Consider the following 26778-nt stretch of genomic DNA (forward strand, 5'->3'; position numbering starts at 1 on the left):
CGAACAGGTTCACCGGAGTGCGCGAGGTCGTACGTGGTGTGCGGCGCGACGTCACGGGTACTCGGCCGGGCGACCCGACAGGAGCGAGCCCATGCGTGGCGACATCGAGACCTACTTCGAAGACGGCCTGTGGAAGAACAGGGTGCAGGGCGGCGACCAGGTGTCCAGCACCCACCTCACCAGGAAGGATGCGGCCACGAATGGTCGTGAGATGGCGATCGTGCACGCGGTGGACCACATCATCCGGGACCGTGACGGCACGATCAGCGAGCACGACGTCTACCCTCGTGGCCGCGACCCCCACACCGCTCTCCCGGGCTGAACCCGCAGCCGGGCCGGCCGTCCAGGACGGGTCGAACCAGCCGATGTCGTGGAGGAAACCGGTGCCAGCCGTGAACAACCGGCCTTTGCCCGGTGGTGTGACCGCAGGTGCACGTACCTGATGGGTCGCCTCGGTCGGTGAGCGCCGCGCGAGCGGCGGTGATCGCCGCGCTCCGCGGCAACACGAGCGAGCTCGACGCCCTGGCGCGCGTCATCCGCGCGTGCGTGGACGTGCTGCCGGTGGACGGTGCCTCGATCTCGGTGATGAGCGGCCCGCGGGAGCGGGAGACGTTGTACGCGAGCGACGAGATCGCGACGGAGATCGAGAACGTCCAGTTCACCCTGGGCGAGGGCCCGTGCTTCGAGGCGTTCTCGACCCGCAAGCCGGTGCTGGTTCCCGACCTGCCGCAGGCGTCGGTGCTGGAGTGGCCGGTGTTCGCGGCCGCGATCGCCGCGCTGCCCATCGGTGCGATCTTCGCGTTCCCGTTGCAGGCGGGCGCGATCGGCATCGGCGCCCTCGACCTCTACCGCAGGCGGCCCGGCTGGCTCTCGGCCGACGAGCTCACCGTGGCGCTGGAGGTGGTCGACGTCGTGACGGCCGTGCTGCTCGGTGTGCTCCTGGGCGAGGTCGACGACACCGCCGGCCTTCGGGGTGTGATGTCGCCCGGCCGTGAACAGGTGCACCAGGCCACCGGCATGCTCGTCGCAGCCCTCGGCATCTCCGCGGAGGAGGCTCTGTCCCGGTTGCGGGGCCACGCCTTCGCAAAGGACAGGTCGCTGGACGAGCTCGCCAGGGACATCGTGAGCCGCAGGCTGTCCCCGCTGGAGCTCGCCACATGACCACGCACGAGACGGCAACACGGTCCTGGCAGCACGACCGCCGGACGAACATGACAGGAGCTGGTGATGAGCGATAACGCACCGTCCACGACAGAGCGGGAGTCGCGGTTGCTCCGGGCGCTGGTCCAGCTCGCGGACACGCTCGTCGACGACTACGACGTGGTGGACCTGCTGCACGGGCTGGTCGAGCACTGCGTCCAGTTGCTGGACGCGACGGCGGCCGGGCTGATGCTGTCCGACCAGCACGGCGGCTTGCGCGTGGTGGCCTACACCTCCGTCCAGACGCGGATGCTCGAGCTGTTCCAGGTCCAGGCGAGCGAAGGCCCGTGCCTCGACTGCGTGCACAGCGGTGAGCCGGTGCTGGTCGCGGACCTGTCGACGGAACTGAGGCGCTGGCCCAGGTTCGCGCCACTCGCCGTCGAGGAGGGGTTCGCCTCCGTGTACGCGGTGCCGATGAGGTTGCGCCGCGAGACCATCGGCACGTTGAACCTGTTCCGCCGCGACACCGGGTTGCTCAACGACGAGGACATGCTGGTCGTGCGCGCGTTGGCGGACACGGCGACGATCGGCATCCTGCAGGAACGCGCCATCCGGCGCAGTGAGATCGTCACCGAGCAGCTGCAGACGGCGCTGAACAGCCGGGTCGTCATCGAGCAGGCCAAGGGAGTGCTGGCGTTCGCCGGGGATCTGGAGATGGAGCAGGCGTTCAACGCCTTGCGGAGCTACGCGCGCAGCGCCGGCCGTCGCCTGGCCGATGTGGCCCGCGAACTCGTCGTCGGAGAACTGCGTCCCGCCGACCTGCTCGCCGTGCGGCGTCCTGCTTCTGACGCGTGACTCCTCCCGTCGCTTCGACTTCCCGGCCGGCGCGCGCAGGGGTGCTGTCGCGTGCCGCAACGACGGAGTGCGGGTAGCCTGATCTGGTTGCTGGTGGGCAACAACCGCCCGGACCCGCGGTCTCGTCACCTCGTCGTGAGGAGAACGTCGTGGGCGTCAGCACCGAGTCGATCGCGTTCACGCGCAAGAGGATCGCGCTCATCTCCGAGCAGGCGAGTCCCCTGGCCGAACCGGGTGTGGCCGCCGCCGGGAGCCTGAGCCGCCACGTCGCAGGACTCGCCGCCGCGTTGTCCTCCCTCGGTCACCGGGTCGTCGTCTACACCCGGCGCGACCACCCCCACGTACCCCAGCGCGTGCACACCCCTCACGGTTACGACGTCGTGCACGTGCCGGCCGGTCCAGCCTTGAAGCTCGGGCCGGAGGAAGTGCTCGCCCACGCGGGAGACTTCGTCGAGTTCCTCGAGCTCGACTGGAACGAGCGCCCTCCTGATGTCGTGCACGCCCACGGCTGGCTGTCCGGCATCGCGGCCGTGCTCAGCGTCCGGGGCAGCCGGACACCTGTCGTGCAGACGTTCCACTCGCTCGGTTCGGTGCGACCGCAGGACCACCGCGCGACCGATTCCGACTCGACCAAGCGCCGCACGGTGGAGCGGCTCGTCGGTCACGAGGCCACCCGCGTCGTCGCGACCTCGTCGGTGGAAGCGCGCGCCGTGATGGGGATGGGCGTGGACCGGTCGAAGCTCGTCGTGGTCCCCACCGGCGTCGACCTCGACCTGTTCTCGTCAGGGCCCGAGACCGCCGGCCGGCGTCGTCCGCGCAGGATCGTGGCGGTGGGCAGGCTCTTGCCGCGCAAGGGATTCGACGACCTGATCCGCTTGCTGTCCACTGCGGACGGTGTGGAGCTGGTGATCGCCGGTGGCGCGCCCGGGAACTCGCACGGTGATCCGGAGTCGAAGAGGCTGCTCGCGCTGGCTCGTTCGGTGGGTGTCGGCGATCGTGTGGTGCTCGCGGGCCACGTGCCGCACGCCGCGCTGCCCGCGCTGCTGCGGTCCGCCGACGTGGTGGCGTGCACCCCGAGGCAACGGTCGTCCGCCGGGGTGGCGCTGGAGGCGATGGCCTGCGGTACCCCGGTTCTCGCCACCGCGGTCGGTGGTCTCGTCGACGTCGTGGTGGACGGACTGACCGGCGTGCTGGTGCCCCCGGACAAGCCGCAGGCGGCCGCCACGGCGTTGAGGGCCCTGCTCGCCGACGGCGCATACCGGGAGTTGCTCAGCGCCGCAGGCCACGACAGAGCACGCGCGCGGTACTCGTGGCACCGCGTCGCCTCCGATCTGGTGCGCGCCTACTCCGCGGCGAGCGCCCAGCAGACGCTTCCCGTCGCCGGGCTGCGGTCCGCACGCGCGCGAACGGGTTCGGCTCCGGCGTGACGGCGCGGCTCGCGCACGTGCGCGGTGTCCGGGCAGTCCTCCGCCCGGCGGAGGCCGCGCGCCCGAGTCGGTGAGGCCGCGGGTGCCCGTCGAGTGCCGAGGCGCGCGTTGATCTGGGGGGTCGCTCAGGACACGAAACCGCCGGGTTCGGTGCGCCGGTGTGCCGCCGCAGCGGAGCCGAGCGTCCGCGGTACCGGTCAGTCGTCGCCCGGCGGGCGCGACGACGCGGGCGCTGCCGGATCGAGATCCGCCTGGCGCAGGCGGAACACCTGCAGTTCGACACCGAAGTACTTCGTCGTCTCCCCCACCCAGTGCATTCCGTTGTTCCGCATCGTGGTGGCGGCGCGGGTGTTGGCGGGACGGATGACGGCGAAGACCTCGTTCACGTCGTGCTGGAAGGCCCACCGGGCGAGCACGTGGGTCGCCTCGGTCGCATAACCGTTGCCCCACACGTCGGGACGCAGGTGCCAGCCGATCTCCAGATCTTCCTCACCCGGTGGCAGCGGCAGGAGGACGGCGCCACCGATCAGCAGGCCGTCGGCGGTGCGCTCGATCGCCCACCGGCCCGCCGCGGCGGGCAGACGGGCGCTTTCGGCGGCCCACTGCTGCAGCAGCAACCGCATCGCGGCCTTGTCCGCGACCTGGTCCATCTCCGGGCTGAGCCAGCGGGTCACCTCCGCGTGCCCGTAGATCTCCAGCGCGGCCGGCGCGTCGTCGACGTGCCAGGGACGCAGCGTCAGCCGTTCGCTGACAAGGGTCTTCGCGGTCATGAGCAGATGCAGCCGCGTGGCAGCGCGGACACCGTGGTGGCCGTGCAGTAACGCACACCGAGCGCGTCGTGCTCGGCCCACTGGTGCGGGCAGACGGCGCAGACGCCGGTGGTCTCGGCCTGGTCGTCGAGGTCGAGGAGCTGTGGTGTGGACGTGGGCATGCGAGAACTCCGATGAGCGTGGGCGGGAAGGAGGTGGTGCCGGGCTGCGTGGTGCGCCCAAGGCGGCATCAGCTCGACCGCTGCTGCTCGACGTGTCCTCGGTAACCCCCATCCTACCTGGCTCCCGGCCGATCGGCCGCCTCCGGCGACGCGGTACCGCCTCGGGCGCACGCCTGTCATCCTTGTGACACAACGATTTCCCTTGTGTCGAAGCCGTTGCGGGAGGTGGCGCCGGGTAGCTCGGACTGCGAGCACATCGAGAATGTCAGGCACATCCGCACACGGGAGAGATAGTGCGCTGTGGACAGTCCCTGGAGGCAGCACCAGGCGCACGAGCCGGTTACCGCACGTCCTCCACCAGCTCGAGCCGGCGGTCGCAGGCGGACACGAAGGCCGATTCGGTCATCTGGCTTCTCCCGCCCTTTGCCCGGGTACGCGGCCGTCCCCTGTCTCCGTGCTGTCCACAGTGGACTCATCGGACCCGTGGGCGCCTTCGTGGAACAGCTGCTCGACGGTGTCGGAGTTGCCGCGCCGGGCGGCGCGCATCATCGTGCGGTGGGCGGCGGAGGCTTCCGTCCCCGGCGGGACGACCAGCAGCGTGAGGCGGCGCCGGTCCCCCGCGACGAGGTCGACGGTGTGCGCGGGCCTGGACCAGAACCCGCTGAGCCGGACGCGAACACCGTCGGCGGCGATCTGGCGCGGCGCGGTGTCCCACTCCGTCAGGTTGTAGCTCACCCGCGGGATCTCCCCCAGCCGAACTGCCAGCACCGCGAGCAGCGCCGGCAGTTCGGCGGCGAGGTCCCGGGAACGCGGCCACCAGGCACCGTCGACATACCCCGTGCTGAGCGCCTTCGGTTCCAACCGCAGACGCGGCTGGTGCCGAGGCTGCTCGTCGGCCGTGGCGACCGGAGGGGCGATGGACTGGTGCGGAGCCGACGTCATGCCGGGACTCCCGTCTCCGGCCGGAAAAAGGCCGGTTCAGGTTCTGCCGAGCACGACCTGGGCTTGACCGCGCAGGTACGAAATGTTCTCGGCAGAATTGACACTACACTTTTTTCACACCCCCGGCAGATTGGGCCGCACGCCATTTCCACCTCTTTTCCTTTGCCGTCAGCGCTGCTGGCGGGTCGAGTGCCGTGGCTGACAGCTGTTCGGCCGTTCGGACGCCGAATTTCCACCTCGGTTCGCCCGGTCGTTGACGCCGATTGTGCGAAATGATCCGAAGAGTGTTCGGGCGGACTGTTCCGGCGTTAAGCTGGCAGAACCGCCAGGACCCCGCGGCCGTTCTGCTCTCGTGAGGAGACGCCAGTGGGCAACGCGCGCATTGATCGACACCGGCAGATCCTCGGCATGGTCGCGGAACTGCCCGAGAACTCGGGTCGGCGGTCGTGCCTCGTCTCGCGGACGAGGTGATGAGAGTGTCGGACCGACGGGTGGCACAGACGTTCGCGCAACTGGCCGACACATTGGTGGAGCGGTTCGACAGCGTCGAGTTCCTGCACGTCTTGGCCGAGCGCAGCGTCGAGCTGCTCCCCGTGAACGCGGCGGGCATCCTGCTCGCGAACGACGGCGGGAAGCTCGAACTGGTGGCCGCGTCCACGCATCTGGCCCGTCCGCTCGAGGAGCTCCTGTCGCAGAGCGGGGACGGACCCTCCGAGGAGTGCTTCCGCTCGGGACAGATGGTGCGTTGTCCCGATCTGCGCGCGCGACCGCCGCGGTGGTCGCGGTTCGCCGCCGTGGCCGTGCCGCTCGGTTTCGCCGCGGTCGACGCGGTGCCGATGCGGTTGCGGAACGAGGTCATCGGTTCGCTGACCCTGTTCCGGATGTCGCCCGGCGCACTGCCCGCCGAGGCCGAGGCCCTGGCTCGGTCCTTCTCGAACGTGGCGACGATCAGTCTCTTCCAGGCGCGCGCGGCCTCGCGCGCCCAGCCGGTCGCCGAACAGCTGCAGACCACGTTGTCGGACCGGGTGCTGATCGAGCAGGCCAAGGGCGTGCTGATGGAGCGCCTGGAGATCGAGGTGGCGGATGCCCTGTCGCTCATGCGGAACTACGCGCGCAACACCGGCCAGCTGCTGGCGGACGTCGCGAGGCAGGTCACCGAGCGGTCACCGGAGGTCGCCGGGCTGACGAGGATCTCCAAGCCGCGGCCCCGCTGGTGACGTCGCCGGGGTCACGCGCCGGCACGCCAGCGCCTCCTCGACGTCGAGGTGGAGGTCCATGACCCCCGACAGGCCGGTGATCATCAAGGGCAGCCGCACCTGGCGGGTGCGCGCGACGACGCACAACCTCGTGCCCGGCGGTCGTGCCGCCGCGCTCACGTCGACCAGGAAGGTGAGGCCGGCGGCGCAGAGGAAGGTCACCCCGCTGAGGTCCAGGACCAGGTGGTGGGTGGACCACAGCTGCTCGGTGGTCTGATCGCGAAGTGAGGCGCAGTTGGTCATGTCGACCTCACCGCTCAAAGCGACCACGACGGCTCCCGAAGACTCGGTCGACACGCTGAGGAGTTCGGTCGAGCAGAGGTTCAGCACATCGGGTCGCGAGCCGACCGGCAGGATGAGATCGATGTGCGCCATGGAACTCTCCCTCGTCGGCTGACGCGACGCCGGGGTCCAGGGCATGTGCTGCCGACGCTACACCTCTGGGACGCGGGTGGGACCACGCGCGAGGCCACGTCACCGTTCCGCCGCTCGCGGGGGCGTCGACATTTCGGGGAAGGACGAACGACTGGACGAGGTTCCGCTCCGAGGCCGTCGTCCGGCGCACAGCGGAGTTCGTGGCACCAGTGCCGGGAGGACCGCCCTCCTGCTCCACTGACAGCCCGGAGGGAGCGTGCGCTGAGAGGCACGCTCCCGTGAAGGCGAGAAGACCGGTCAGCTCTTCTTGAACGCGTCCTTGACCTTCTCGACACCTTCCTTGAGGTGGCCCTTGCCCTGGTCGGCCTGGCCCTCGGTCTCAAGACTGGTGTCGTCGGTCGCGTTGCCGACGCCTTCCTTGACCTTGCCCTTGAGCTGGTCGGCCTTGGCGTCGAACTTGTCGTCGGTGCCCATGGTGTTCCTTCCTCCCCACCCGAATCTCGAGCGGGACGCCGGTCCTCGGCTTCCCCCGCCGGCGAACCCCAACCACCGAACTCGCCACAACCGCTCCGGGTTTGTTGCCCGCACGACGGGGAATCCGATGCCGAGGCGTGCGGGCGACCGCCGCTCTCACCGATGACCCCAGACCCCGGCGTCGGCAACCGGCACCGGAGGTGCAGCCGTCGTCACCACCGAACGCGGGCACCCGTCTTCGACGCGGACAGCGATTCCGGAAGTACTGCGCGTCAGTGCGGCACTGGGCTGGCGCTTCCTCGTCGTGGTGGCCTCCCTCTACGTGATCGGCTTCATCTTCGGCAGGCTGGCATCACTGGTGGTGCCGCTCGCGATCGCGTTGCTGCTGGCGGCCTTGCTCGCCCCGGCGGTCGGTTTCCTCATGTCGAAGCGGTTTCCGCGAGGTCTCGCGACGGTCGTCGTGCTCGTCGGTGGCCTCGCCGTGTTCGGTGGCCTGCTCACGTTCGTCGTGACGACGTTCGTCAACGGCGTGCCGGACCTGGCGGCGCAACTGGTCCGCAGCGTCGACAAGGTGTCCAGCTGGCTCCTCAGCGGCCCGCTGCACCTCAGCGAGACGCAGCTGCGCGAGTTCGCCGACCGGTTCGTGAAAACGTTGCAGGACAACCAGTCCGGCATCACGTCGAGTGCGATCACCACGGCCGCGACAGTCGGCACGACCCTCGTCGAGATGCTGCTCGTCCTGTTCGCACTCGCGTTCTTCCTCTACGACGGACCGCGGATCTGGCAGTTCCTCCTCCGCGCCGTCCCCACCGGCCCCCGCCGCAGGGTGGACGTCGCGGGCAGGCGCAGTCTCGCCGCGCTCGTCAGCTACGTCCGGGCGACCGGAGCTGTCGCCGTGGTCGACGCGCTCGGCATCGGCATCGGACTGGCCGTGCTCGGCGTACCCCTGGCGGTTCCGCTGGCAGCGCTGGTGTTCATCGGCGCGTTCGTCCCGATCTTCGGGGCGGTGGTGGCGGGTGGCGTTGCCGTCCTCGTCGCGCTCGTCGCGAACGGACCGGTGACCGCGGTGATCGTCCTGGCCATCGTGATCGCGGTGAACCAGTTGGAAAGCCATGTCCTGCAACCGTTCCTGCTGGGACGCGCGGTGAAGCTGCACCCCCTGGCGGTGGTGCTGGCCATCGCGGGCGGACTCCTCGTCGCGGGCATCGCCGGCGCGTTGCTCGCGGTACCGCTGCTGGCGGTGCTCAACTCCGCGATCCGTTCCCTGCTCAGCGATGCCGACGAGCACGTGGCACCCGCCGACGTGCACACCAGCCAGCCCGAGGAGTCCGGACCGGACGAACCCGGACTGGACACCGAAGCCGACACCACACCCGGAGCAGGTAGATGACCTCGACCCACGACGTGCTGACGGAGACGGCGGACCGTCCCCGCGGCAGTGATTTCGCCCGTCTGACCAAAGAACTCAAAGCAGCGGGCCTGCTCGACCGCCGCCGCGGGTACTACGCGCTGCGCATGACGATCAACGGCGTCCTGCTCGGCGCGATCGCGGTGACGTTCGCCTGGCTCGGCGACTCCTGGTGGCAGGTGCTGCTCGCCGTCGCCCTGGCCTTCGCCTCGACGCAGCTGGCGTTCATCGGGCACGACGCGGGGCACCGGCAGATCTTCCGCAGCCACCGCCACAACGACGTGGTCGGGCACCTGCACGGCAGCCTCACCGGCATCAGCTACCAGTGGTGGGTCGCCAAGCACAACCGCCACCACGCCAACCCCAACCACGAGGACCACGATCCCGACATCGAGATCCACGCCCTCGCCTTCAGCCGCGCCCAGGCCAGGAGCAAGCGCGGCCTGAACGCCTGGATCACCCGGCGCCAGGCGTTCCTGTTCTTCCCGCTGCTGCTCGCCGAAGCCGCCGTGCTGCGGATCTCCGGCATCGTCGCCCTGTGCCGCAAAGAACTGCGCAACCCGTGGCGCGAGGCCGCGCTGCAGATCGTGCCGCTGGTGGCCTACCTGGTGGCGGTCTTCGTGGTCCTCTCCCCGCTCAAGGCCGTCGTCTTCATCGCGGTGCACCAAGGGTTGATGGGCGTGTACCTCGGCTGCTCGTTCGCTCCCAACCACAAGGGAATGCCGATCATCACCGGCGAACAACGCCTCGACCACCTCCACAAGCAGGTGCTCACCTCCCGCAACGTCACGGGCGGCCGCTGGGTCGACGCGCTGCTCGGCGGACTCAACCACCAGATCGAGCACCACCTCTACCCGCACATGCCCCGCCCCAACCTGCGCCACGCGCAGCCCGTCGTCGAGAACTTCTGCGAGCGGCACGGGATCCCGTACAGCAAAACGACCATGATTCGTTCGTACGCCGAGGTTCTGCGTCACCTGCACGACGCTGGTGCGCCGCTGCGCGGCACCGCACGATGACCGGCACGAGGAGACTCTGGACGAACCTGTTCCTGGAGCCGGTACCCGCACCTCGCGTTCCGCCGGAGCACTGAACCATCCCCGACGCTCGTGACCACCCGAGGCGCAGCGCACGAAACGGGTGGGAACCAGACCGGTTCCGCATGGAGTACTGTCCTCGGCAGTTGGGGTTCCAGTTGCCGGCATCCAGCCGCCGCGGGCCCTGATCCAACTCGGCTCGGCGCTGTCGCGTCCGGTCGGAGATGGGAGCACCGGCTTGCCGCCGGATCGCCCGTTCTTCCCCTCACCCTCCCGAATCATCTGGAGCGAGTGGGTGCTCGCATGACACGAACCACGCAGATCGGCCGGCCGAGCAGTGCCGCGGCCGACTTCGCTCAAGCCCGGCTCGCCGCCGACGAAGCGGAAGCCGTTCAGCAACGGCAAGCGGCGCAACGCGTCGCGGAGCACTGCCACGACGCGCAGGACTGCCTCGACCTGCTGGCGATGCTGGGCCTGTCCGGCCTGCAGCCGCGTGCCGCGCATCCGATGCGGGACGAACCGATCGACCTGACCTTCCCGGCGGCGCTCGGCGTGCACCGGACGACCGAGGGAGCACTTCGATGACTCAGGGAACCGTGAAGTGGTTCAACGGCAGCAAGGGGTTCGGTTTCATCGCCCCTGAGGACGGCGGACCGGACGTCTTCGTGCACCACTCCGAGGTCCACGAGTACGCCTACCAGGGCATACCGGAGAACCAGGCGGTGGAGTTCGAGATCCAGCAGGGCGACCGGGGGCCACAGGCCAAATCGGTCCGGCTTCTCTGACGGGACAAGGGATCGGGAAGCGGGCCACCGCCAGGTGGCCCGCTTCTTCCGTGTGCGGGACCGGTCGGGATCAGTCCACTTCGGACAGATCTGTCGAACCGCGCCGGGAGCGTGCACATCGGCGTCAGTGGGCAGGCTGGTCTCCTGCAAGACCGTCAGGTGACGAACAAGGGTGTCCTCGGACGACGGGTGCGGTCCGCAGCCGCAGGTGGCACGCGGCAGTACTGTCGTCCCATGACTGATGCGCAAGGCGGCCCCACCCTCGGTCCCACGTTGTCCGAGTGGATCAGCGCTCGCGAGGAGACCGAACGGCACCTGGCGGCAGCCGGCTCACCGGTCGACGTGACGTGGGTGCAGCGACTCGCGGACCTGCTCGCCACCGAGAGGTCGTGGCAGGACCAGTACACCGATCTGCTCGCCCTGGGCAGCGCCGGCGGCCACTTCCCGTCTTCGAACCGCTGAGCCGCTGGCCCTGATGTTCTTCGCGGCGGCCGAGGTCACCGCCTGCGGCACGTGCCGCGCCGGATCTGTCGCAAGTGGACCAGGAGGTCGGCGACGCCGGACCTGCCGAGCCGGACCCGCCACCCGTGTTGCGCCGACTGGGAACGAACGCGGCCGGATTCAGTGCTCGCCCTGATGGCCTCGGCGCGGCCAAGCGAGAAACATGGGGTGTTCAGGCGCGCACGACTAACCGGCACCGGCCGGCGTGCGCGACCGTGAACGACCAGGGGGCACGTGGCATGGAATTTCGCCTGTTCGGGGAGATGCAGGTGTGGGCGGCGGGGCGGCTGCTCGACGTGGGGGCACCGCGTCAGCAGGCTGTGCTGGCGGCTCTGGTGATCGACGCCGGACACCCCGTCCCGATCGAGACGCTCGTGGACCGGGTCTGGGGCGAGGATCCACCGGAACAGGCGCGCAACGTCCTCTACTCGCACCTGAGCCGGATCCGGCAGCTGGTCAGGCAGGCCGGTGCCACCGGCATCCCCCGGCTCAACAGCGGCTACCTCCTGCAGGTCGACCCGGACGCGGTCGACCTGCACCGGTTCGTCCGGCTGGCTGTTCAGGGCAGGGACGCCCGGCTGCCGGACGCCGAGAGGTCGGAGGCGCTGACCGAGGCGTTGCGGCTGTGGAGCGGCACGCCGCTCGCGGGTGTCTGCGGCGACTGGCCGGACCAGGTCCGCGAGGTCTGGGGCCGCAGGAGGCTCGACGCGGCCGTGCACTGGGGCGAGGTGGAGCTGCGGCTCGGCCGCCCGGAACCGGTGATCGACACGATCTCCGAGCTCGTCGCGGTGTACCCGCTGGCAGAGCCGTTGGAGGTGCTGCTCATCCGGGCGCTGCACGAGACCGGCCGAAGCGCTGAAGCCGTCGACCGGTACGCCACCGTGCGCAAGCGGCTCGCCGACCAGCTCGGTACCGAGCCCGGCCCGCGGCTGCAGGAGCTGCACGGCGAAATCCTGCGCCGCGAACGGCCGTCCTCCAGCCGTCCCCGTCCCAGATCGGTTCCCGCGCAGCTCCCCGCCGACACGCCGGGGTTCGCCGGACGCGAAGCGGATCTGAGCCGGCTGGACGCCCTGCTCGACGGCCGGTCGGCGGCGACCTCGGTCGTGGTGCTGTCCGGGACCGCCGGTGTCGGCAAGAGCACGCTGGCCGTTCACTGGGCGCACGCGGCGAGCCGGCACTTCCCCGACGGCCGGCTGTACGTGAACCTCAGGGGCTTCGACCCGGCGGGGTCACCGGTCACCGCCGCCGAAGCGATGCGCGGGTTCCTCGAAGCGCTGGAGGTTCCCCAGGACCGGATCCCCTCCAGCCTGGAGGCACAGGCCGGGCTGTACCGGAGCCTGTTGTCCGGGCGGGAGGTCCTGGTGGTGCTGGACAACGCGCGTGACGCGGGCCAGGTCCGTCCCCTGCTGCCCGGCACCCCCGGCTGCACGGTGCTGGTGACCAGCCGCGACCAGTTGCTCGGTCTGGCCGTGGCCGGTGCTCACCTGGTCGAGGTCGGCCTGTTCGACGACACCGAGTCGCACGCGATGCTCGTGGCCCGCCTGGGCACTGGCAGCGTCGCCGCCGAACCGGACGCCGTGCGCGAGATCATCGGTCTCTGCGCGCGTCTCCCCTTGGCGCTGGCCGTCGTCGCGGCCCGCGCGGCGGGGCATCCCCGCTTCCGCCTCGGCGCGCTGGCCGCGCAGTTGCGGGACGCACGCGGTCGCCTCGACGAGTTCGCCAGTGCCGACTCGGCCACCGACCCCCGTGCGGTGTTCTCGTGGTCCTACCTCCGCCTGACTCCGGTGGCGGGCAGGCTGTTCCGCCTGCTGGGCCTGCACGCCGGTCCCGAGATCGGGACGCCCGCGGCGGCCAGTCTCGCCGCGCTGCCCGCCGGCAAGGCCCGCCCGGTGCTCGCCGAACTCACCAGGGCGCACCTGGTCTCCGAGCCCTCCCCCGGCCGCTACACGTGCCACGACCTGCTGCGCGCCTACGCGGCTGAGCTGGCCGAGTCCGAGGAGACGGAGGCTGAACGGGAACTGGCGGTTCGCCGGCTGCTGGCCCACTACTCCCACACCGCCTACCACGCGGACGGGTTCCTCGGTCCGCGCCGCGAGGTGCCGCCGCCGCTGGCCCCCCTGCCTCCTGGCGCCGAGCCGGAACCGATGCTGCGCCGCGAGCAGGCCCTCGCCTGGTTCAAGGCCGAGCACCGCAACCTCGTGACGGCCGTCCACCAGGACGCCACCTTCGACGGCGAGGTGACGGACCTCGTTCGCTGGGTGCAGCTCTTCCTGGAGATGCAGGGGCACTGGCACGACGAGCTGGAAGTGCTCTCCGCCGCACTGGACGCCGCGCTGCGGCTGGGCGACGGGCGAAAACAGGCCTTCGCACTGTGTCAACTGGGCCGCACCCACATCTGGTTCGGCAGGCACACCGACGCCGGCCGGGACCTCCGGGCCGCGCTGGAGCTCTACCGGGCGGTGGGCGACACCGTCGGACAGGCCTACGCCCACTACTCCCTCGCGTGGCTGCTCGACCGTCAGACGGCCGTCGACGACGCGCTCGAGTGCGCCGAGAGGGCACTGGACCTGTTCCGCGGCGCCGGGCACCAGGCCGGGCAGGCGAAGTCCCTCAACGCCGTCGGCTGGTTCCACACCCTGCTCGGCCGGCACCAGGCCGCACTCGGCTACTGCCGCGAAGCTCTCGCACTGCAGGAACATCTCGGCGACCACCTCGCCGCCGCCCAGACGTTGCACAGCATCGGCTACATCCACGCGCAGCTGGGCGACGACGACCAGGCGGTCGCCGGCTACCGCGCCGCAGCCGGCCTGCTGCACCGGCACGGATATCCCGTCACCGAGGCACGGATACTGATCGAGCTCGCCGACCTCCACCACAGCCGCGGCGACGTCGCGTCCGCCCGTGCCGGTTGGCAACGCGCGCAGGACGTCCTCACCCAACTCGCCCACCCCGAGGCCGACGCGGTGCGGGCACGGCTGGCCCACGTGCACCGCAGGCAGTCCGGCGCGGACCACTGATCCGGGGCTGCCGGGCCCCGCAAGGTTTCCACAAGGTCGCCGAGCAGATCAGCACGACATGGTGGCACCTCCAGACGCAGTGATCTGGACATCCACCACCGCAGGCCTTCAAGGAGAGTCATGCGAAATCTCCGAGCTCACCTCATCGGCGTCGCCGGTGCGCTCGCCCTTCTGCTCCCCGCTCTGGGCGCGTCCGCGTCGGGCGCGGTCGGCGTCGCCCAGTCGCCGCCCGCGGACACCGGCAGCGGTGTCCAGGGCAAGTCGGGCGGGGTCGGGGTGGCCGCCGTGTACGGCCCCTTCAACGTCCGCGCCCAGAACAGCAACAAGTGCCTGGACGTCTCAGGTGGCACCGGGTCCACCGGCAACGGCGCCGGCGCGATCATCTGGGACTGCTACGGCCCCGCGCAGACCAACCAGCAGTGGTACTTCCAGGAGACCGGCGACCCGTTCGTGTACAACCTGGTGGCCCGGCACAGCAACAAGTGCCTGGACATCGCGGGCGGTACGGCCGCCGTGCACAACGGTGCCCCGGCGCAGCAGTGGGGTTGCCTGGGGTACTACCAGACCAACCAGAAGTGGTACCTGTCCAGCTACTCCGCCAACGGAATGACGATCTACAAGCTGACGGCGATGCACAGCGGGAAGTGCCTCGACGTGACCGGCGGCACCGGCTCGATCACCAATGGCATCCCCGTCCAGCAGTGGCAGTGCCTGGGCGACGTGCAGACCAACCAGCGCTGGTACCTGACCGCTCCGTGACTCCTTCCGCTGAGTTGGCCATCGGCCGGCCCGCCCACGCCGGCCGATGGCCCCGGCGCCGCTCCCCCAAGTCCACAGCAGACAGCCGACGACCCGAGGGTGGTTCCCATGAACGAGATCAGCCCCGAAGACCTCACGAAGTTCTGCCAGGAGGTGGCGGAGCTCAGGGAGAGGCTCACCAGCGAGCCGCAGCGGAAGCTGCTCGACAACATCCTCGGCCTCGCCTGGGCCTTCTCCACGAAGCAGCAGCCCCTGACCACCGGCTTCGACGGCTGCTTCACAGCGGACGAAGCCGGGCTGCTCCTGGCCTACGACCTGGGTGACTCCGGCACCGGGACGAAGCTGATCCAGGCGGTCTCGGACGGCCCGGTCTTCATCAGCGCCAAAGTGATCGGCCACCTGATCAAATGAGCACGCGGCCGGCCACCCTGGTGTCGATGCCGTTCCAGCAAGTGGATCGGCCGTCCATCCAGCTGGGACTGCTCAAGGCGATCGCGGGTGCGCACGGTTTTCCCGTGCGCACCCTGCACGCCGGCCTCGACTTCGCCGAGCGGATCGGGCTCGGCTACTTCTCCCTGCTGGCGGACCACCGAGGGCCGCAGATCGGCGAATGGCTGTTCTCCGCCGAGGCGTTCGGAGCCGCTGCTCCCGATCCCGACGGCCTCCTGCTCGACGAACTCGCCGACCGACTGTCCTACCTGGACGGTCCGGATGTCTCGGCGCGCGAGCGTCTGCTGGCCACGCGCGAGCAGGACGTGCCCGCGTTCCTGGACGCGCTCGCGGACGAGCTCGAAGGTGTCCAACTGGTCGGGTTCACCTCGACGTTCCAGCAGAACACGGCCTCGTTCGCGCTCGCGCGGCGTCTGAAGGAACGGTCTCCCGGCGTGCTGACCGTTTTCGGCGGCGCCAACTTCGACGGTGAGATGGGCCTGGAGCTGGTCCGGTCGGTCGACTGCGTCGACTTCGCGGTGATCGGCGAGGCGGACACGGCGTTCCCCGCCCTCCTCGCGGCTATCGAGGCGGGCGACGATCCGTCAGTCATACCCGGAGTCGCGCGGCGGGACGGGAACCAGGTCGTCGCCACCCCTCCCGCGGCACCCCGCGCGCAGCTCGACGACCTGCCGGCTCCGGACTACGACGAGTACTTCGAACGGGCCGCGCGACTGAACCTGCCCACGGACCACGTCGCCCTTCCGTTCGAGTCCGCGCGGGGGTGCTGGTGGGGTGCCAAGCACCACTGCACGTTCTGCGGGCTCAACGGATCGACCATGCGGTTCCGGTCCAAGTCGCCGAAGCACGTGCTCGCGGAACTGGACGAGCAGTCACGGCGGTACCGGACGTTCCGCTTCGACGCCGTCGACAACATCCTCGCCCCCGGCTATCTCAAGGAGCTGCTCCCCGCACTCGCCGAACGCGGCCGCGACTACCAGATCTTCTACGAGGTCAAGGCGAACCTCACCCGGCCCCAGGTCAAAGCCCTGGCCGCGGCCGGGGTCACCCGGCTGCAACCCGGCCTGGAGTCGCTGAGCTCCCACGTTCTCTCGTTGATGGACAAGGGTGTCCGCGCCTCCCAGAACGTCAACCTGCTGCGCTGGGCCCGCTACTACGGGATCTCCGTCGGCTGGAACGTCCTCTGGGGCTTCCCAGGCGAGACCGGGCAGGACTACGCCGACCAGGCCGCCGCGATCCCGCACCTGACCCACCTGCAGCCGCCGGCCGGTGCGGCCCGCGTGTGGCTGGAGAGGTTCAGCCCGTTGTTCACCCGCTTCCCACTGGCCTGGAAACGCCCCGAGGCAAGCTACCAGCACGTCTACCCGTCCACAGTGGACATCGGGAAGATGGCCTACTTCTTCGACTACGAACTGGAGAGCGCGCTGGCACCGGACGCCTACTCAGGCGTTCAGGACGCCGTCAGGCGGTGGGAGGAGGCCTGGAACGAACAGCCGCCCGTGCTGCTCTACCGCTCGGCACCCGGATTCCTGCAGATCTACGACGGACGTCCGGAACGTCAAGGGACGTACACGTTCCACGACGTTCTCGCCGACATCTACCTCGCCTGCGTCGACCGCCCCCGCACCGCCCGGGCGGTTCATCGCGACCTCGGACTCGACGCGCCTGTGTCCGAGGTGGTGGACGTCTTCGGTGAGTTCGCCCGCAGAGGGCTCATGTTCCTCGACGACGACCTCGCCATCGCACTCGCACTGCCTGCCACGCCCGGACGTTGACGAAGACCCACCGCCTGGGCCGCGCGTCGGAAGAACCTCGGCACCACCGGCCAGAAGGGCGATCGACATGGACCCGGTCATCATCACGGAGGCGGCGAACGCGACCGCCGAGCGGCTCACCGGGTGGACCCCGCGGGAGTTCACCTGGGGGCCGCTGCACAGGAGGGGCCGCAGGATGCTCGGGGGTGCCACGTGGATCCTGTTCCCCAACGGGACGGCGACCTTCGACGCGACGGTCGTCAGCCGCGACGACAACAGCACGTGGGTGATCTGGCACGTCGACCTGCTCGACCGCGACGGCACGACCCTCGGTTCGCTCGCCGGGGAGCACCCGGTCGAGGGCGACTGGCGCAAGTTCGTCAAGACCATGCCCAGCAACGGCGAGCACTACCGCTTCCGCGCGCTGGCCACGTTCGACAAGGCGCTGTGGGACGACATCGCCGCGCTGAAGATGTACTCGAGTTGCTGAGCGGAGCGGACGGACAGGGCCAAGCGGAGGGTGCGCGATCCACCGACGCGGTTCACCTCCGCTTGGGCCACGGAATCAGCATCATGACGCCGGCACTGGCGCACAGCAGCCCGATCGTCGTCCACAGCTGTTGCCCGGTCATGAAACTGCCCTTCAGATATCCCAGTCCCTGCGCGGTCCACACACCGCCGACCACCAGCAGCACGATCCCGATCCCGACCAGCAGTTTCCTGTTCATGGCAGGAAGGCTACCGGCGACGGGACGTCCGGAAGGTTCGATGGCGGTCGTACCATGAACGTCGTCGCAGTCGTGAGGAGTCGCCGTGGCACGCCCCCGCACCACCCCGCGGACCGTGGAGCACCCGGACCTGTCCGAGGTCACGTTGCAGCAGGTCCTGGAGGCGCTGGCGGACCCGGTAAGGCGCATGGTCGTGAGCCAGCTGGCGCGAGCGGGCGGCGACAAGGGGTGCGGCTCATTCGACACGCCGGTGTCGGACTCGACGCTCACCCACCACTTCAACGTGCTGCGCGAGGCGGGCGTGATCCGGCAGCACTACCGGGGCACGACCAAGCTGAACTCGTTGCGCGCCGACGAACTGGAGGCCAGGTTCCCCGGCCTGCTGGACGCCGTGGTGACCGCCGCGGAGGCCGAGGCCTGACTTCGATGGTGGTCAAAGTTTGACGACCGTCAAACTTTGGGGCAGGGTGAGCGGCACTGCGACACCCGACCCCGGAGGGCGGCTCCACCATGGCCAGGCATGTGCGGTTCGACCGGCTCGGCGGTCCCGAGGTGTTGACGCTCCACGACGTCGAGGTGGGCGAGCCCTCCGCGGGCGAGGTGCGGATCCGGGTGGACGCGATCGGCCTGAACCGGGCCGAAGTCATGTTCCGCGAAGGTGTCTACTACGAACAGCCGGTCTTCCCCGCCACGCTCGGGTACGAGGCCGCCGGCGTGGTCGAGGCGGTCGGCGCGGGGGTGGCGCACCTCGCCGCAGGCGACTTGATCGCGGTCGTGCCCGCATTCTCACTGACCCGCTACGGCACCTACGGCGACCACGTGATCGTGCCCGCCTCCGCCGTCGTCGCCCGCCCGGCGAACGTCGACGCGGTCCAGGCCGCGGCCGTCTGGATGGCCTACATCACCGCGTACGGGCCGCTGTTCGAGTCCGGCGAGGTCCGGCCCGGCGACCACGTGCTGATCAGCGCCGCCGCGAGCAGCGTCGGGCAGGCGGCCGTGCAGATCGCCCGCCACGTCGGCGCGGTCCCGATCGCCACCACCCGCGACGCCTCGAAGCGGCAACGGCTCCTCGACGCGGGCGCGGCGGACGTCGTCGTCACCGGGGAGGAGGACCTGCCCGCACGCGTCAAGGCGATCACCGGCGGCGAGGGCGTGCGTCTGGCGTTCGACCCGATCGCGGGCCCCGGCGTCGAGACCATCGCGCGGGCCATCGCGCCCGGCGGTCACCTGGTCGTCTACGGCGCCCTCGACCCGCGGCCCACTCCCCTGCCGAACGCGAGCAGCTACCCGCAGCTCACCAGCCGCGCGTACTCGATGCACTCGATCAGCCGGGATCCCGAACGCCTGCGCCGCGCCGTCGCGTTCATCAACGCGGGCCTCGTCACCGGATCGTTCACGCCCGTCGTGGACCGGACGTTCGACCTCACGGAGATCGCCGACGCCCACCGTCACATGGAGGCGAGCGGCCACATCGGCAAGATCGTCGTGACCGTGTCCCACGACGGCGACTAGGACTGGACCGGGGACACCTTCTCGTCGTACTCGCGCTGGCACTCCTGGATCCGCGCGCTGTGCTCCACGGTCCAGCCGTAGAGGTGGCAGAACGGCTCGCGCAGCGACTCACCCATCGGCGTCAGGGAGTACACGACGCCGACCGGTGAGGTCGGCAGGACGGTCCGGACGATCATCCCGTTGCGCTCCAGGCGGCGCAGGGTCTGCGTGAGCACCCGTTGCGTGATGCCGTCGAGCCGGCGCTTCAGCTCGTTGAACCGGGTCGGCTCCACCAGCACCGCCATGGCCATCATCGACCACTTGTCCGCGATCTGGTCCAGGATCGGCCGGCTCGGGCAGTCGGCGCTGAAGACGACGGGCTCGCCCACGGTGGTGTCCTCCGGCATCCCTGGTTCTGCGAGAGTGCGTTCTTGACGAGGCTAGCAGCGGAACTGACCCTAGGTATGCGTTGAATACCTAGGAACGGAGCTGGACCTCATGACCCTCGGCGACTTCACCACGCTGCGCACCGGCCTGCGGGACGGGGTGCTGACCGTCGTCCTCGACAACCCGCCGGTGAACGTGCTCGGTGCCACGACCATGCGCGAAGTGCGGGACCTGCTGACCGGCGTGCGGGACGACCCCGGGGTGAAGGTGATCGTGTTCGAGAGCGCGAACCCCGAGTTCTTCCTCGCCCACGTGGACATGCACATCCTCGACCAGCGGGAACTCCTCGAAGAGCTCGCCGCGTCCGCCCCGCCGGGCGTGAACGTCTTCCAGGCCACCGGCGAGCTGCTGAGGCACCAGCCGCAGATCACGATCGTGAAGCTCGCCGGCAAGGCGCGCGGTGGTGGCGCGGAGTTCGTGGCGGCGGCGGACCTCGTGTTCGCCGCCGAGGAGACCGCGGGGCTCGGGCAGGTCGAGGCGCTCATGGGCATCATTCCCGGCGGTGGCGCCACCCAGTACCTGCGGGAACGGGCAGGCCGGAACCGCGCGCTGGAACTGGTCCTCGCCGGCGAGCTCCTCGACGCCCGGACCGCGGCCGCCTACGGCTGGATCAACCGGGCGGTCCCCGCCGCCGAACTGGACGCGCACGTCGACCGGGTCGCCCGCACCATCGCCGGGCTCGCCGACGGCGTGGTCGCGGCCGCCAAGCGCACGTTGCCGCCCGCCGACCTCGGCGCCGGGCTCGTCGTGGAGAACGACGCGTGGGCGTCGCTGGTCGGGCGGCCCGCCGCCCAGCGCCTCATGAGCGAGGCGCTCACCGCGGGCGCTCAGACCGTGGAGGGCGAACGCGACCTCGAGACACTCATGGGTGGACTCAGGGCGCGGTGACCGTCGCGAGCATCAGTGGGAGCCGGGGCAAGACCTCACCGGCTCCCTTTCCGCGCGTGCGAATGCTAAAAGTGTTAGCGCTCACTTCAGACGCGAGCACGATTTGTTCGAATACTTTCGATGAAATTCGACACCATTCGACTTGATTGCGCATTACTCACCCACACTTACCTCCCCCATTCAGCTCATTTCTCCGGACCTGCGCGTTCGCCTTCTTGTGAGCGTGAACACCGAGCTGCAACACTCCTGACCGGCGCACTCACCGTCGCATGCGGGAGGGGACAGACCATGCCGCATTTCCGCCGAAGACGATTCCGCGCCAGCACTCGTCTCCCTCCGCACCGCAGGTGACGGAGGCGCACCAGCGCGAACAGGATCGCCGCGCCCATCACGCCCGCATTCCGGGCACGTCCGGTGAAAGTGTGGAAGATGAAACTGACATCGAGGTCGGTGTCACTCGTTCCGATCATGTCGACAGCAGCGGCGGCGGCCCTGGGCGCCGTGCTCGTCGTGTCCGCTCCCGCCAGCGCGGCGACCACCCTCGGCGCGGCCGCCGCGCAGTCGGGCCGCTACTTCGGCACCGCGGTCGCGGCGGGCAAGCTGAACGACCAGACGTACGTGAACATCCTCAACACCGAGTTCTCCATGGTGACCGCCGAGAACGAGATGAAGTGGGACGCGACCGAGCCCAACCGCGGTCAGTTCAACTACTCCGGAGGTGACCGCGTCCTCAACCAGGCCGTGGGCAACGGCAAGCGGGTCCGCGGGCACGCCCTGCTGTGGCACCAGCAGGAACCCGGCTGGGCGCAACGCCTCGAGGGCTCCGACCTGCGCCAGGCCATGATGAACCACGTCACCCAGGTCACCACCCACTACAGGGGCAAGATCTACGCCTGGGACGTCGTCAACGAGGCGTTCGCCGACGGCGGCAGCGGTGGGCGGCGCGACTCCAACCTGCAGCGCACCGGCAACGACTGGATCGAGGCGGCGTTCCGCGCGGCCCGTGCGGCCGATCCCGCCGCGAAGCTCTGCTACAACGACTACAACACCGACAGCGTCAACGCGAAGTCCACCGGCATCTACAACATGGTCCGCGACTTCAAGGCCCGGGGCGTGCCGATCGACTGCGTCGGCTTCCAGTCCCACCTGTCCAACAACGCGCCGTCGGACTACCAGGCGAACCTCCAGCGCTTCGCCGACCTGGGCGTCGAGGTGCAGATCACCGAGCTCGACATCTCCGGGAGCAACCAGGCGAACGCCTACGGGGCCGTGACGAGGGCCTGCATGGCGGTGCGCGCCTGCACCGGAATCACCGTGTGGGGCATCCGCGACACCGACTCGTGGCGCACCGGCGAGAACCCCTTGCTGTTCAACGGTTCCGGCGCCAAGAAGGCCGCGTACACCGCGGTGCTCGACGCGCTGAACGCGGGAGGCCCCGGTCCCACGACGACCACCACGACCAACGACCCCGTGCCCGGCGGCTGCACGGCGTCGGTCTCGCTGAACCAGTGGGACGGCGGGTTCGTCGCCACGGTCGAGGTCACCGCCGGATCCACCGCCCTGCGCGGCTGGCGGGTCGCGACGACCCTGTCGAACGGGACGGTCACCTCCTCCTGGAGCTCCAACCGCAGCGGCACCAGCGGTTCCGTCACCTTCACCAACGTGGACTACAACGGCGCCGTGCCGGCGGGCCAGTCCACCGAGTTCGGATTCCAGGGCACCGGCAGCGGATCCGGGCTCACCCCCTCCTGCACCGCCACCTGACGTTCCGCCACACACCACCGGAGGACGGCTCCCGCGGCCCGGGCACACGACCCGGGCCGCGGAGCCTCCCTGCCCTCGGGAGACGACGATGGCCACGAAACGAAGGTTCTGGACGACCGCCGCCGCGGTGGTGGCGCTGGTCCTCACCGTGATCGCCCCGGCGAGAGCGGACAACCCGATCGTGCAACACATCCACACAGCCGACCCGGCGCCGTTGGTCCACAACGGACGGGTCTACCTCTACACAGGACACGACGAGGACGGCTCGACCTGGTTCACCATGAAGGAATGGCGGGTCTGGTCGTCCGCCGACATGGTGAACTGGACCGACCACGGCTCCCCCATGAACCTCGGGACCTTCAGCTGGGCCAAGCAGGACGCCTGGGCCGGGCAGGCGGTCGAGCGCAACGGCAAGTTCTACTGGTACGTCCCCGCCGTCACCAAGGCCACCGGCCGACCGGCCATCGGCGTCGGGGTCAGCGACAGCCCCACGGGCCCGTTCCGCGACGCCATCGGACGCCCCCTGGTCGAGAACGGTGAGATCGACACGACGGTCATGATCGACGACGGCGGCCAGGCCTACCTGTACTGGGGCAACCCGAACCTGTCCTACGTCCGGCTCAACGCCGACATGATCTCCTACTCCGGTGGCGTCAACCGCATCCCGCTGACCACCGCGGGGTTCGGCACGCGCACCGGTGACCCGAACCGGCCCACCCTCTACGAGGAGGGCCCCTGGGTCTACAAGCGCAACGGCCTGTACTACAACGTCTTCGCGGCCAAGTGCTGCTCGGAGTTCATCGCCTACTCCACCGCGCCGAGCCCGACCGGGCCGTGGACCTACCGCGGCACCGTGATGCCCACCCAGGGCAGCAGTTTCACGAACCATCCGGGCATCGTCGACTTCAAGGGCGGCTCGTACTTCTTCTACCACAACGGTGCCCTGCCCGGCGGGGGTGGCTTCACCCGTTCCGTCGCCGTCGAGAAGTTCACCTACAACTCCGACGGCACGATCCCGACCATGAACATGACCACGGCCGGACCGCCTGCCGCGGACACGCTCAACCCCTACGTCCGCCAGGAAGGCGAGACCATCGGGTGGAGCAGCGGCGTCGAGACCGAGCCGTCCAGCGAGGGCGGTATGAACCTGAGCCACCTCAACAACGGCGACCACGTGAAGCTGAAGAACGTCGCCTTCGGCAACGGCGCCAGGACCTTCACCGCCCGTGTCGCGTCCACCGTCGCGGGAAGCTCCGTCGAGGTCCGTTCCGGCAGCCCGACCGGTGCTCTCGCCGGCAGCTGCTCGGTGCCGAACACCGGTGGCTGGCAGAACTGGACCACCGTCTCCTGCGCGGTGAGCGGTCTGACCGGCACCCGTGACCTCTACCTCAGGTTCGCGGGAGGCAGCGGTTACCTGCTCAACGTGAACTGGTGGCAGTTCGCCGCCTGATCCCCCACTCATCGCAAGGAGCGACATGTCCGACCTGAACCGGCGGCAGCTCATGAAGCTGGGTGCGGGAGTGGTGCTGACGCAGGCCGGGTGGACGACCACCGGTACCGCCTCAGCGGCGCCCGAGGAGGTGCGGGCGGCGAACGACCTCGCGCTCTGGTACGACCGCCCGGCCGGCAGCGACTGGCTGCGCGCGCTGCCGGTGGGCAACGGGCGGCTCGGCGCGATGGTGTTCGGCAACACCGACACCGAACGCCTGCAGCTCAACGAGGACACGGTCTGGGCAGGGGGCCCGCACGACTACAGCAACCCGCGGGGCGCCGGGTCCCTGGCCCAGATCCGGCAGCTCGTGTTCTCGAACCAGTGGACGCAGGCGCAGTCGCTGATCGACCAGACGATGCTGGGCAGTCCGGCAGGCCAGCTCGCCTACCAGCCGGTGGGCGACCTGCGGCTGGCGCTGCCGTCGGGCACCGCGAGTGGGTACCAGCGCACGCTCGACCTCACGACGGCGACGGCCGCGGTCGGTTACGTGATGAACGGTGTGCGACACCGGCGCGAGGTGTTCGCCAGCGCACCCGACCAGGTGATCGTTCTGCGCCTGACCTCGGAGACGTCGGGATCGGTCTCCTTCACCGCGTCGTTCAGCTCACCCCAGCGGACGACGACGTCCAGCCCGGACGCCACGACCATCGCGCTGGACGGGATCTCCGGCACTCAGCGGGGAATCGCGGGCACCGTGCGGTTCCTCGCGCTGGCCAGGGTGGTGGCCGAGGGCGGCTCCGTCAGCAGCTCGGCGGGGACGATGCGGGTGAGCGGTGCCAACGCGGTCACCGTGCTGATCTCCATCGGCACCAGCTACGTCGACTTCCGCACCGTCAACGGCGACTACCAGGGCATCGCCCGCAGCCGCCTGAACGCCGCGCAGGGCCTCTCCTTTGACACCCTGCGCTCGCGGCACGTCGCGGACCACCAGGCGTTGTTCGGACGCGTGACACTCGACGTGGGGCGGACTGCGGCGGCCGACCAGCCGACCGACGTCCGGATCTCCCGGCACGCGAGCACGTCCGACCCGCAGTTCGCCGCGCTGCTCTTCCAGTACGGCCGCTACCTGCTGATCTCGTCGTCGCGGCCCGGCACGCAGCCGGCGAACCTGCAGGGCATCTGGAACGACCAGATGGCGCCGTCGTGGGACTCCAAGTACACGATCAACGCCAACCTGCCGATGAACTACTGGCCGGCGGACACCACCAACCTCGGCGAGTGCTTCCAGCCCGTGTTCCGCATGGTCGGCGACCTCACCGTCACCGGCGCGCGCACCGCCCAGGTCCAGTACGGGGCGCGCGGCTGGGTCACCCACCACAACACCGACGCCTGGCGCGGCTCGTCGGTCGTCGACTTCGCGGCGGCGGGCATGTGGCAGACGGGCGGGGCGTGGCTGTCCACGCTGATCTGGGACCACTACCGCTTCACCGGGGACGTGGACTTCCTGCGCACGTACTACCCGGCGCTCAAGGGATGCGCGCAGTTCTTCCTCGACACGCTCGTCACCGAGCCGAGCCTCGGGTACCTCGTCACCAACCCGTCGAACTCGCCGGAACTCAACCACCACGCCAACGCATCCGTCTGCGCCGGGCCGACGATGGACATGCAGATCCTGCGCGACCTCTTCGACGGCTGCGCGAGCGCGTCCGAGGTGCTCGGCGTCGACACCGACTTCCGCGCGCAGGTGCGGTCGGCGCGCCAGCGGCTCGCCCCGACGAAGGTCGGGTCCCGCGGCAACGTGGTGGAGTGGCTGCACGACTGGGTGGAGACCGAACCGAACCACCGGCACGTCTCGCACCTGTACGGCCTGCACCCGAGCAACCAGATCACCAAGCGCGGCACGCCCGCGCTGCACACCGCCGCACGCCGCACCCTCGAACTGCGCGGTGACGCGGGCACGGGGTGGTCCCTCGCCTGGAAGATCAACTACTGGGCGCGGCTGGAGGAGGGCTCACGGGCGCACGACCTGCTGCGGTCCCTGGTGACGACCGACCGCCTCGCGCCCAACATGTTCGACCTGCACCCGCCGTTCCAGATCGACGGCAACTTCGGCGCGACCTCCGGCATCGCGGAGATGCTGCTGCACAGCCACAACGGCGAGCTGCACGTGCTCCCCGCCCTGCCTCCGGCGTGGCCGGCGGGCAGTGTCACGGGGTTGCGCGGGCGCGGCGGGTACACGGTCGGCGCGACGTGGGCGGCCGACGGCGCGATCACGCTGTCCGTCACCGCGGACCGCAGCGGCACGGTCCGCGTCCGCAACCGGATCTTCACCGGCACCCACGAGCTGCGCGACACGACCACCGGCACCGTGGTCCCGGCTGTGAAACCCGAGGCCGACGTCGTGGAGTTCACCGTCCAAGGTGGACACACCTACCGCGCGACCGGCCAGGGCACCGGTTCGGGGGTGCGACCGGGCGTGCCCTACCGGCTCGTCGCCCGGCACAGCGGGAAGTACGCCGACATCAGCGGTGCGTCCACGGCACCCGGCGCGCTGGTGCAGCAGTGGTCCCCGACCGGCGGGCTCAACCAGCAGTTCGAGTTCCTCGACTCCGGCGGCGGGTACCACCGCGTCCGGGCCCGGCACAGCGGCCTGGTGCTCCAGGTCGCGGGCACGGCCACGGGTGCCGACGTCACCCAGCAGACCGACACCGGTGCCACGTCCCAGCAGTGGCGCGTGACCGACCACGGCGGCGGGGTCGTCAGCCTGGTCAACCGGCTGAGCGGGCTCGCCCTCGACGTGTGGCAGGCCTCGGCCGCCGACGGCGCCCGGATCTCCCAGTGGACCCCCGGAGGGGCCGAGAACCAGCGATTCCAACTCCAACCAGCGTGACGAACCGGAGGAACGACGATGTTCCAG

28 protein-coding genes are annotated in these 26778 nt (G+C 69.9%); 21 read left to right on the top strand and 7 right to left on the bottom strand.

Translation table 11 applies throughout. The annotated features are described in order from the left end of the window. Window positions 1-91: 91 nt before the first annotated feature. From IE307_RS19225 to IE307_RS19240, 4 genes are all read left to right on the top strand, one after another. Entirely contained in the window at window positions 92-322 is a 231-nt protein-coding gene (locus IE307_RS19225; protein WP_191299358.1) for a DUF2188 domain-containing protein, read from the top strand. Between the two features lie 137 nt (window positions 323-459). Further along, window positions 460-1161, top strand: coding sequence for a GAF and ANTAR domain-containing protein (locus IE307_RS19230; protein WP_191299360.1), 702 nt, complete (start codon window positions 460-462; stop codon window positions 1159-1161). A 66-nt stretch (window positions 1162-1227) separates the two neighbouring features. Beyond that, complete coding sequence (locus IE307_RS19235) at window positions 1228-1995, top strand: GAF and ANTAR domain-containing protein (protein WP_191299362.1); 768 nt, start codon at window positions 1228-1230, stop codon at window positions 1993-1995. Between the two features lie 149 nt (window positions 1996-2144). Further along, window positions 2145-3422 carry a glycosyltransferase gene (locus IE307_RS19240; RefSeq protein ID WP_229904865.1) on the top strand — a complete coding sequence of 426 codons (1278 nt, stop codon included), beginning with the start codon at window positions 2145-2147 and terminating at the stop codon, window positions 3420-3422. Between the two features lie 197 nt (window positions 3423-3619). Here IE307_RS19240 and IE307_RS19245 read toward each other — a convergent pair whose 3' ends face one another. From IE307_RS19245 to IE307_RS19255, 3 genes are all read right to left on the bottom strand, one after another. Beyond that, complete coding sequence (locus tag IE307_RS19245; protein WP_191299364.1) at window positions 3620-4192, bottom strand: GNAT family N-acetyltransferase; 573 nt, start codon at window positions 4190-4192, stop codon at window positions 3620-3622. After that, window positions 4189-4353: an RGCVC family protein gene (locus IE307_RS19250; RefSeq protein ID WP_191299366.1), complete on the bottom strand. Its 165-nt coding sequence runs from the start codon at window positions 4351-4353 to the stop codon at window positions 4189-4191. Before IE307_RS19250 ends, IE307_RS19245 begins: the two co-directional genes overlap by 4 nt. A 402-nt stretch (window positions 4354-4755) precedes the next feature. Next, entirely contained in the window at window positions 4756-5295 is a 540-nt protein-coding gene (locus tag IE307_RS19255; protein ID WP_191299368.1) for a DUF5994 family protein, read from the bottom strand. A 476-nt stretch (window positions 5296-5771) separates the two neighbouring features. Here IE307_RS19255 and IE307_RS19260 point away from each other — a divergent pair, with 476 nt between their 5' ends. Beyond that, window positions 5772-6512, top strand: a complete 741-nt coding sequence (locus tag IE307_RS19260; protein ID WP_191299370.1) for a GAF and ANTAR domain-containing protein — start codon at window positions 5772-5774, stop codon at window positions 6510-6512. On the opposite strand, the gene IE307_RS19265 is transcribed toward IE307_RS19260, so the two are convergent. Together IE307_RS19265 and IE307_RS19270 are read right to left on the bottom strand one after the other, a co-directional pair. Next, a complete protein-coding gene (locus IE307_RS19265) occupies window positions 6459-6926 on the bottom strand; it encodes an STAS domain-containing protein (RefSeq protein ID WP_191299372.1) in 468 nt (155 codons plus the stop codon). The two genes, IE307_RS19260 and IE307_RS19265, sit on opposite strands and share 54 nt — an antisense overlap. A 297-nt stretch (window positions 6927-7223) precedes the next feature. Then, complete coding sequence (locus tag IE307_RS19270) at window positions 7224-7400, bottom strand: CsbD family protein (RefSeq protein ID WP_191299374.1); 177 nt, start codon at window positions 7398-7400, stop codon at window positions 7224-7226. Between the two features lie 307 nt (window positions 7401-7707). Here IE307_RS19270 and IE307_RS19275 point away from each other — a divergent pair, with 307 nt between their 5' ends. The 10 genes from IE307_RS19275 (at window position 7708) to IE307_RS19320 (ending at window position 17601) form a co-directional block, all read left to right on the top strand. Continuing rightward, window positions 7708-8790, top strand: a complete 1083-nt coding sequence (locus IE307_RS19275) for an AI-2E family transporter (RefSeq protein ID WP_373306022.1) — start codon at window positions 7708-7710, stop codon at window positions 8788-8790. Continuing rightward, window positions 8787-9827 (top strand): fatty acid desaturase family protein, encoded by a 1041-nt coding sequence (locus tag IE307_RS19280; protein WP_191299376.1) that lies wholly within the window; start codon window positions 8787-8789, stop codon window positions 9825-9827. The genes IE307_RS19275 and IE307_RS19280 overlap by 4 nt, the downstream gene beginning before the upstream one ends. 321 nt (window positions 9828-10148) lie before the next feature. After that, the gene (locus tag IE307_RS19285; protein ID WP_191299925.1) at window positions 10149-10430 is read left to right on the top strand and encodes a hypothetical protein; all 282 of its coding nucleotides are present in this window, start codon (window positions 10149-10151) and stop codon (window positions 10428-10430) included. Beyond that, complete coding sequence (locus IE307_RS19290; RefSeq protein WP_191299378.1) at window positions 10427-10630, top strand: cold-shock protein; 204 nt, start codon at window positions 10427-10429, stop codon at window positions 10628-10630. The genes IE307_RS19285 and IE307_RS19290 overlap by 4 nt, the downstream gene beginning before the upstream one ends. Before the next feature lie 234 nt (window positions 10631-10864). Further along, complete coding sequence (locus tag IE307_RS19295; RefSeq protein ID WP_191299380.1) at window positions 10865-11092, top strand: hypothetical protein; 228 nt, start codon at window positions 10865-10867, stop codon at window positions 11090-11092. A 278-nt stretch (window positions 11093-11370) separates the two neighbouring features. Next, window positions 11371-14148, top strand: a complete 2778-nt coding sequence (locus tag IE307_RS19300; RefSeq protein WP_191299382.1) for an AfsR/SARP family transcriptional regulator — start codon at window positions 11371-11373, stop codon at window positions 14146-14148. A gap of 120 nt (window positions 14149-14268) precedes the next feature. Further along, window positions 14269-14907: an RICIN domain-containing protein gene (locus IE307_RS19305; RefSeq protein ID WP_191299384.1), complete on the top strand. Its 639-nt coding sequence runs from the start codon at window positions 14269-14271 to the stop codon at window positions 14905-14907. A gap of 108 nt (window positions 14908-15015) precedes the next feature. Further along, window positions 15016-15318 (top strand): hypothetical protein, encoded by a 303-nt coding sequence (locus IE307_RS19310; RefSeq protein ID WP_191299386.1) that lies wholly within the window; start codon window positions 15016-15018, stop codon window positions 15316-15318. Then, entirely contained in the window at window positions 15315-17132 is a 1818-nt protein-coding gene (locus IE307_RS19315) for a RiPP maturation radical SAM C-methyltransferase (protein ID WP_191299388.1), read from the top strand. Before IE307_RS19310 ends, IE307_RS19315 begins: the two co-directional genes overlap by 4 nt. Window positions 17133-17199: 67 nt before the next feature. Next, entirely contained in the window at window positions 17200-17601 is a 402-nt protein-coding gene (locus tag IE307_RS19320) for a DUF6294 family protein (RefSeq protein WP_191299390.1), read from the top strand. A gap of 52 nt (window positions 17602-17653) precedes the next feature. Here the strand turns inward: IE307_RS19320 and IE307_RS19325 are convergent, their stop codons facing one another. Then, window positions 17654-17839: a hypothetical protein gene (locus IE307_RS19325; protein WP_191299392.1), complete on the bottom strand. Its 186-nt coding sequence runs from the start codon at window positions 17837-17839 to the stop codon at window positions 17654-17656. Between the two features lie 85 nt (window positions 17840-17924). On the opposite strand from IE307_RS19325, the gene IE307_RS19330 reads away from it, so the two are divergent. Then, window positions 17925-18260: an ArsR/SmtB family transcription factor gene (locus IE307_RS19330; RefSeq protein ID WP_229904866.1), complete on the top strand. Its 336-nt coding sequence runs from the start codon at window positions 17925-17927 to the stop codon at window positions 18258-18260. 89 nt (window positions 18261-18349) lie between these two features. Next, window positions 18350-19351 (top strand): zinc-dependent alcohol dehydrogenase family protein, encoded by a 1002-nt coding sequence (locus IE307_RS19335; RefSeq protein ID WP_191299394.1) that lies wholly within the window; start codon window positions 18350-18352, stop codon window positions 19349-19351. Here the strand turns inward: IE307_RS19335 and IE307_RS19340 are convergent. Next, complete coding sequence (locus IE307_RS19340) at window positions 19348-19737, bottom strand: winged helix-turn-helix transcriptional regulator (protein ID WP_191299396.1); 390 nt, start codon at window positions 19735-19737, stop codon at window positions 19348-19350. The genes IE307_RS19335 and IE307_RS19340 overlap by 4 nt on opposite strands. Before the next feature lie 91 nt (window positions 19738-19828). Between IE307_RS19340 and IE307_RS19345 the strand changes: the two genes are divergently transcribed. The 4 genes from IE307_RS19345 (at window position 19829) to IE307_RS19360 (ending at window position 26751) form a co-directional block, all read left to right on the top strand. Continuing rightward, complete coding sequence (locus tag IE307_RS19345) at window positions 19829-20665, top strand: enoyl-CoA hydratase/isomerase family protein (RefSeq protein WP_191299398.1); 837 nt, start codon at window positions 19829-19831, stop codon at window positions 20663-20665. 429 nt (window positions 20666-21094) lie between these two features. Beyond that, window positions 21095-22429: a glycoside hydrolase family 10 protein gene (locus IE307_RS19350; protein WP_191299400.1), complete on the top strand. Its 1335-nt coding sequence runs from the start codon at window positions 21095-21097 to the stop codon at window positions 22427-22429. 88 nt (window positions 22430-22517) lie between these two features. After that, window positions 22518-23879: a glycoside hydrolase family 43 protein gene (locus IE307_RS19355; protein ID WP_191299402.1), complete on the top strand. Its 1362-nt coding sequence runs from the start codon at window positions 22518-22520 to the stop codon at window positions 23877-23879. Between the two features lie 25 nt (window positions 23880-23904). Beyond that, the gene (locus tag IE307_RS19360) at window positions 23905-26751 is read left to right on the top strand and encodes a glycosyl hydrolase family 95 catalytic domain-containing protein (protein WP_191299404.1); all 2847 of its coding nucleotides are present in this window, start codon (window positions 23905-23907) and stop codon (window positions 26749-26751) included. The last annotated feature ends 27 nt before the right edge of the window (window positions 26752-26778 follow it).

The organism is Lentzea cavernae, assembly GCF_014653695.1.
Taxonomy (GTDB): Bacteria; Actinomycetota; Actinomycetes; order Mycobacteriales; family Pseudonocardiaceae; genus Lentzea; species Lentzea cavernae.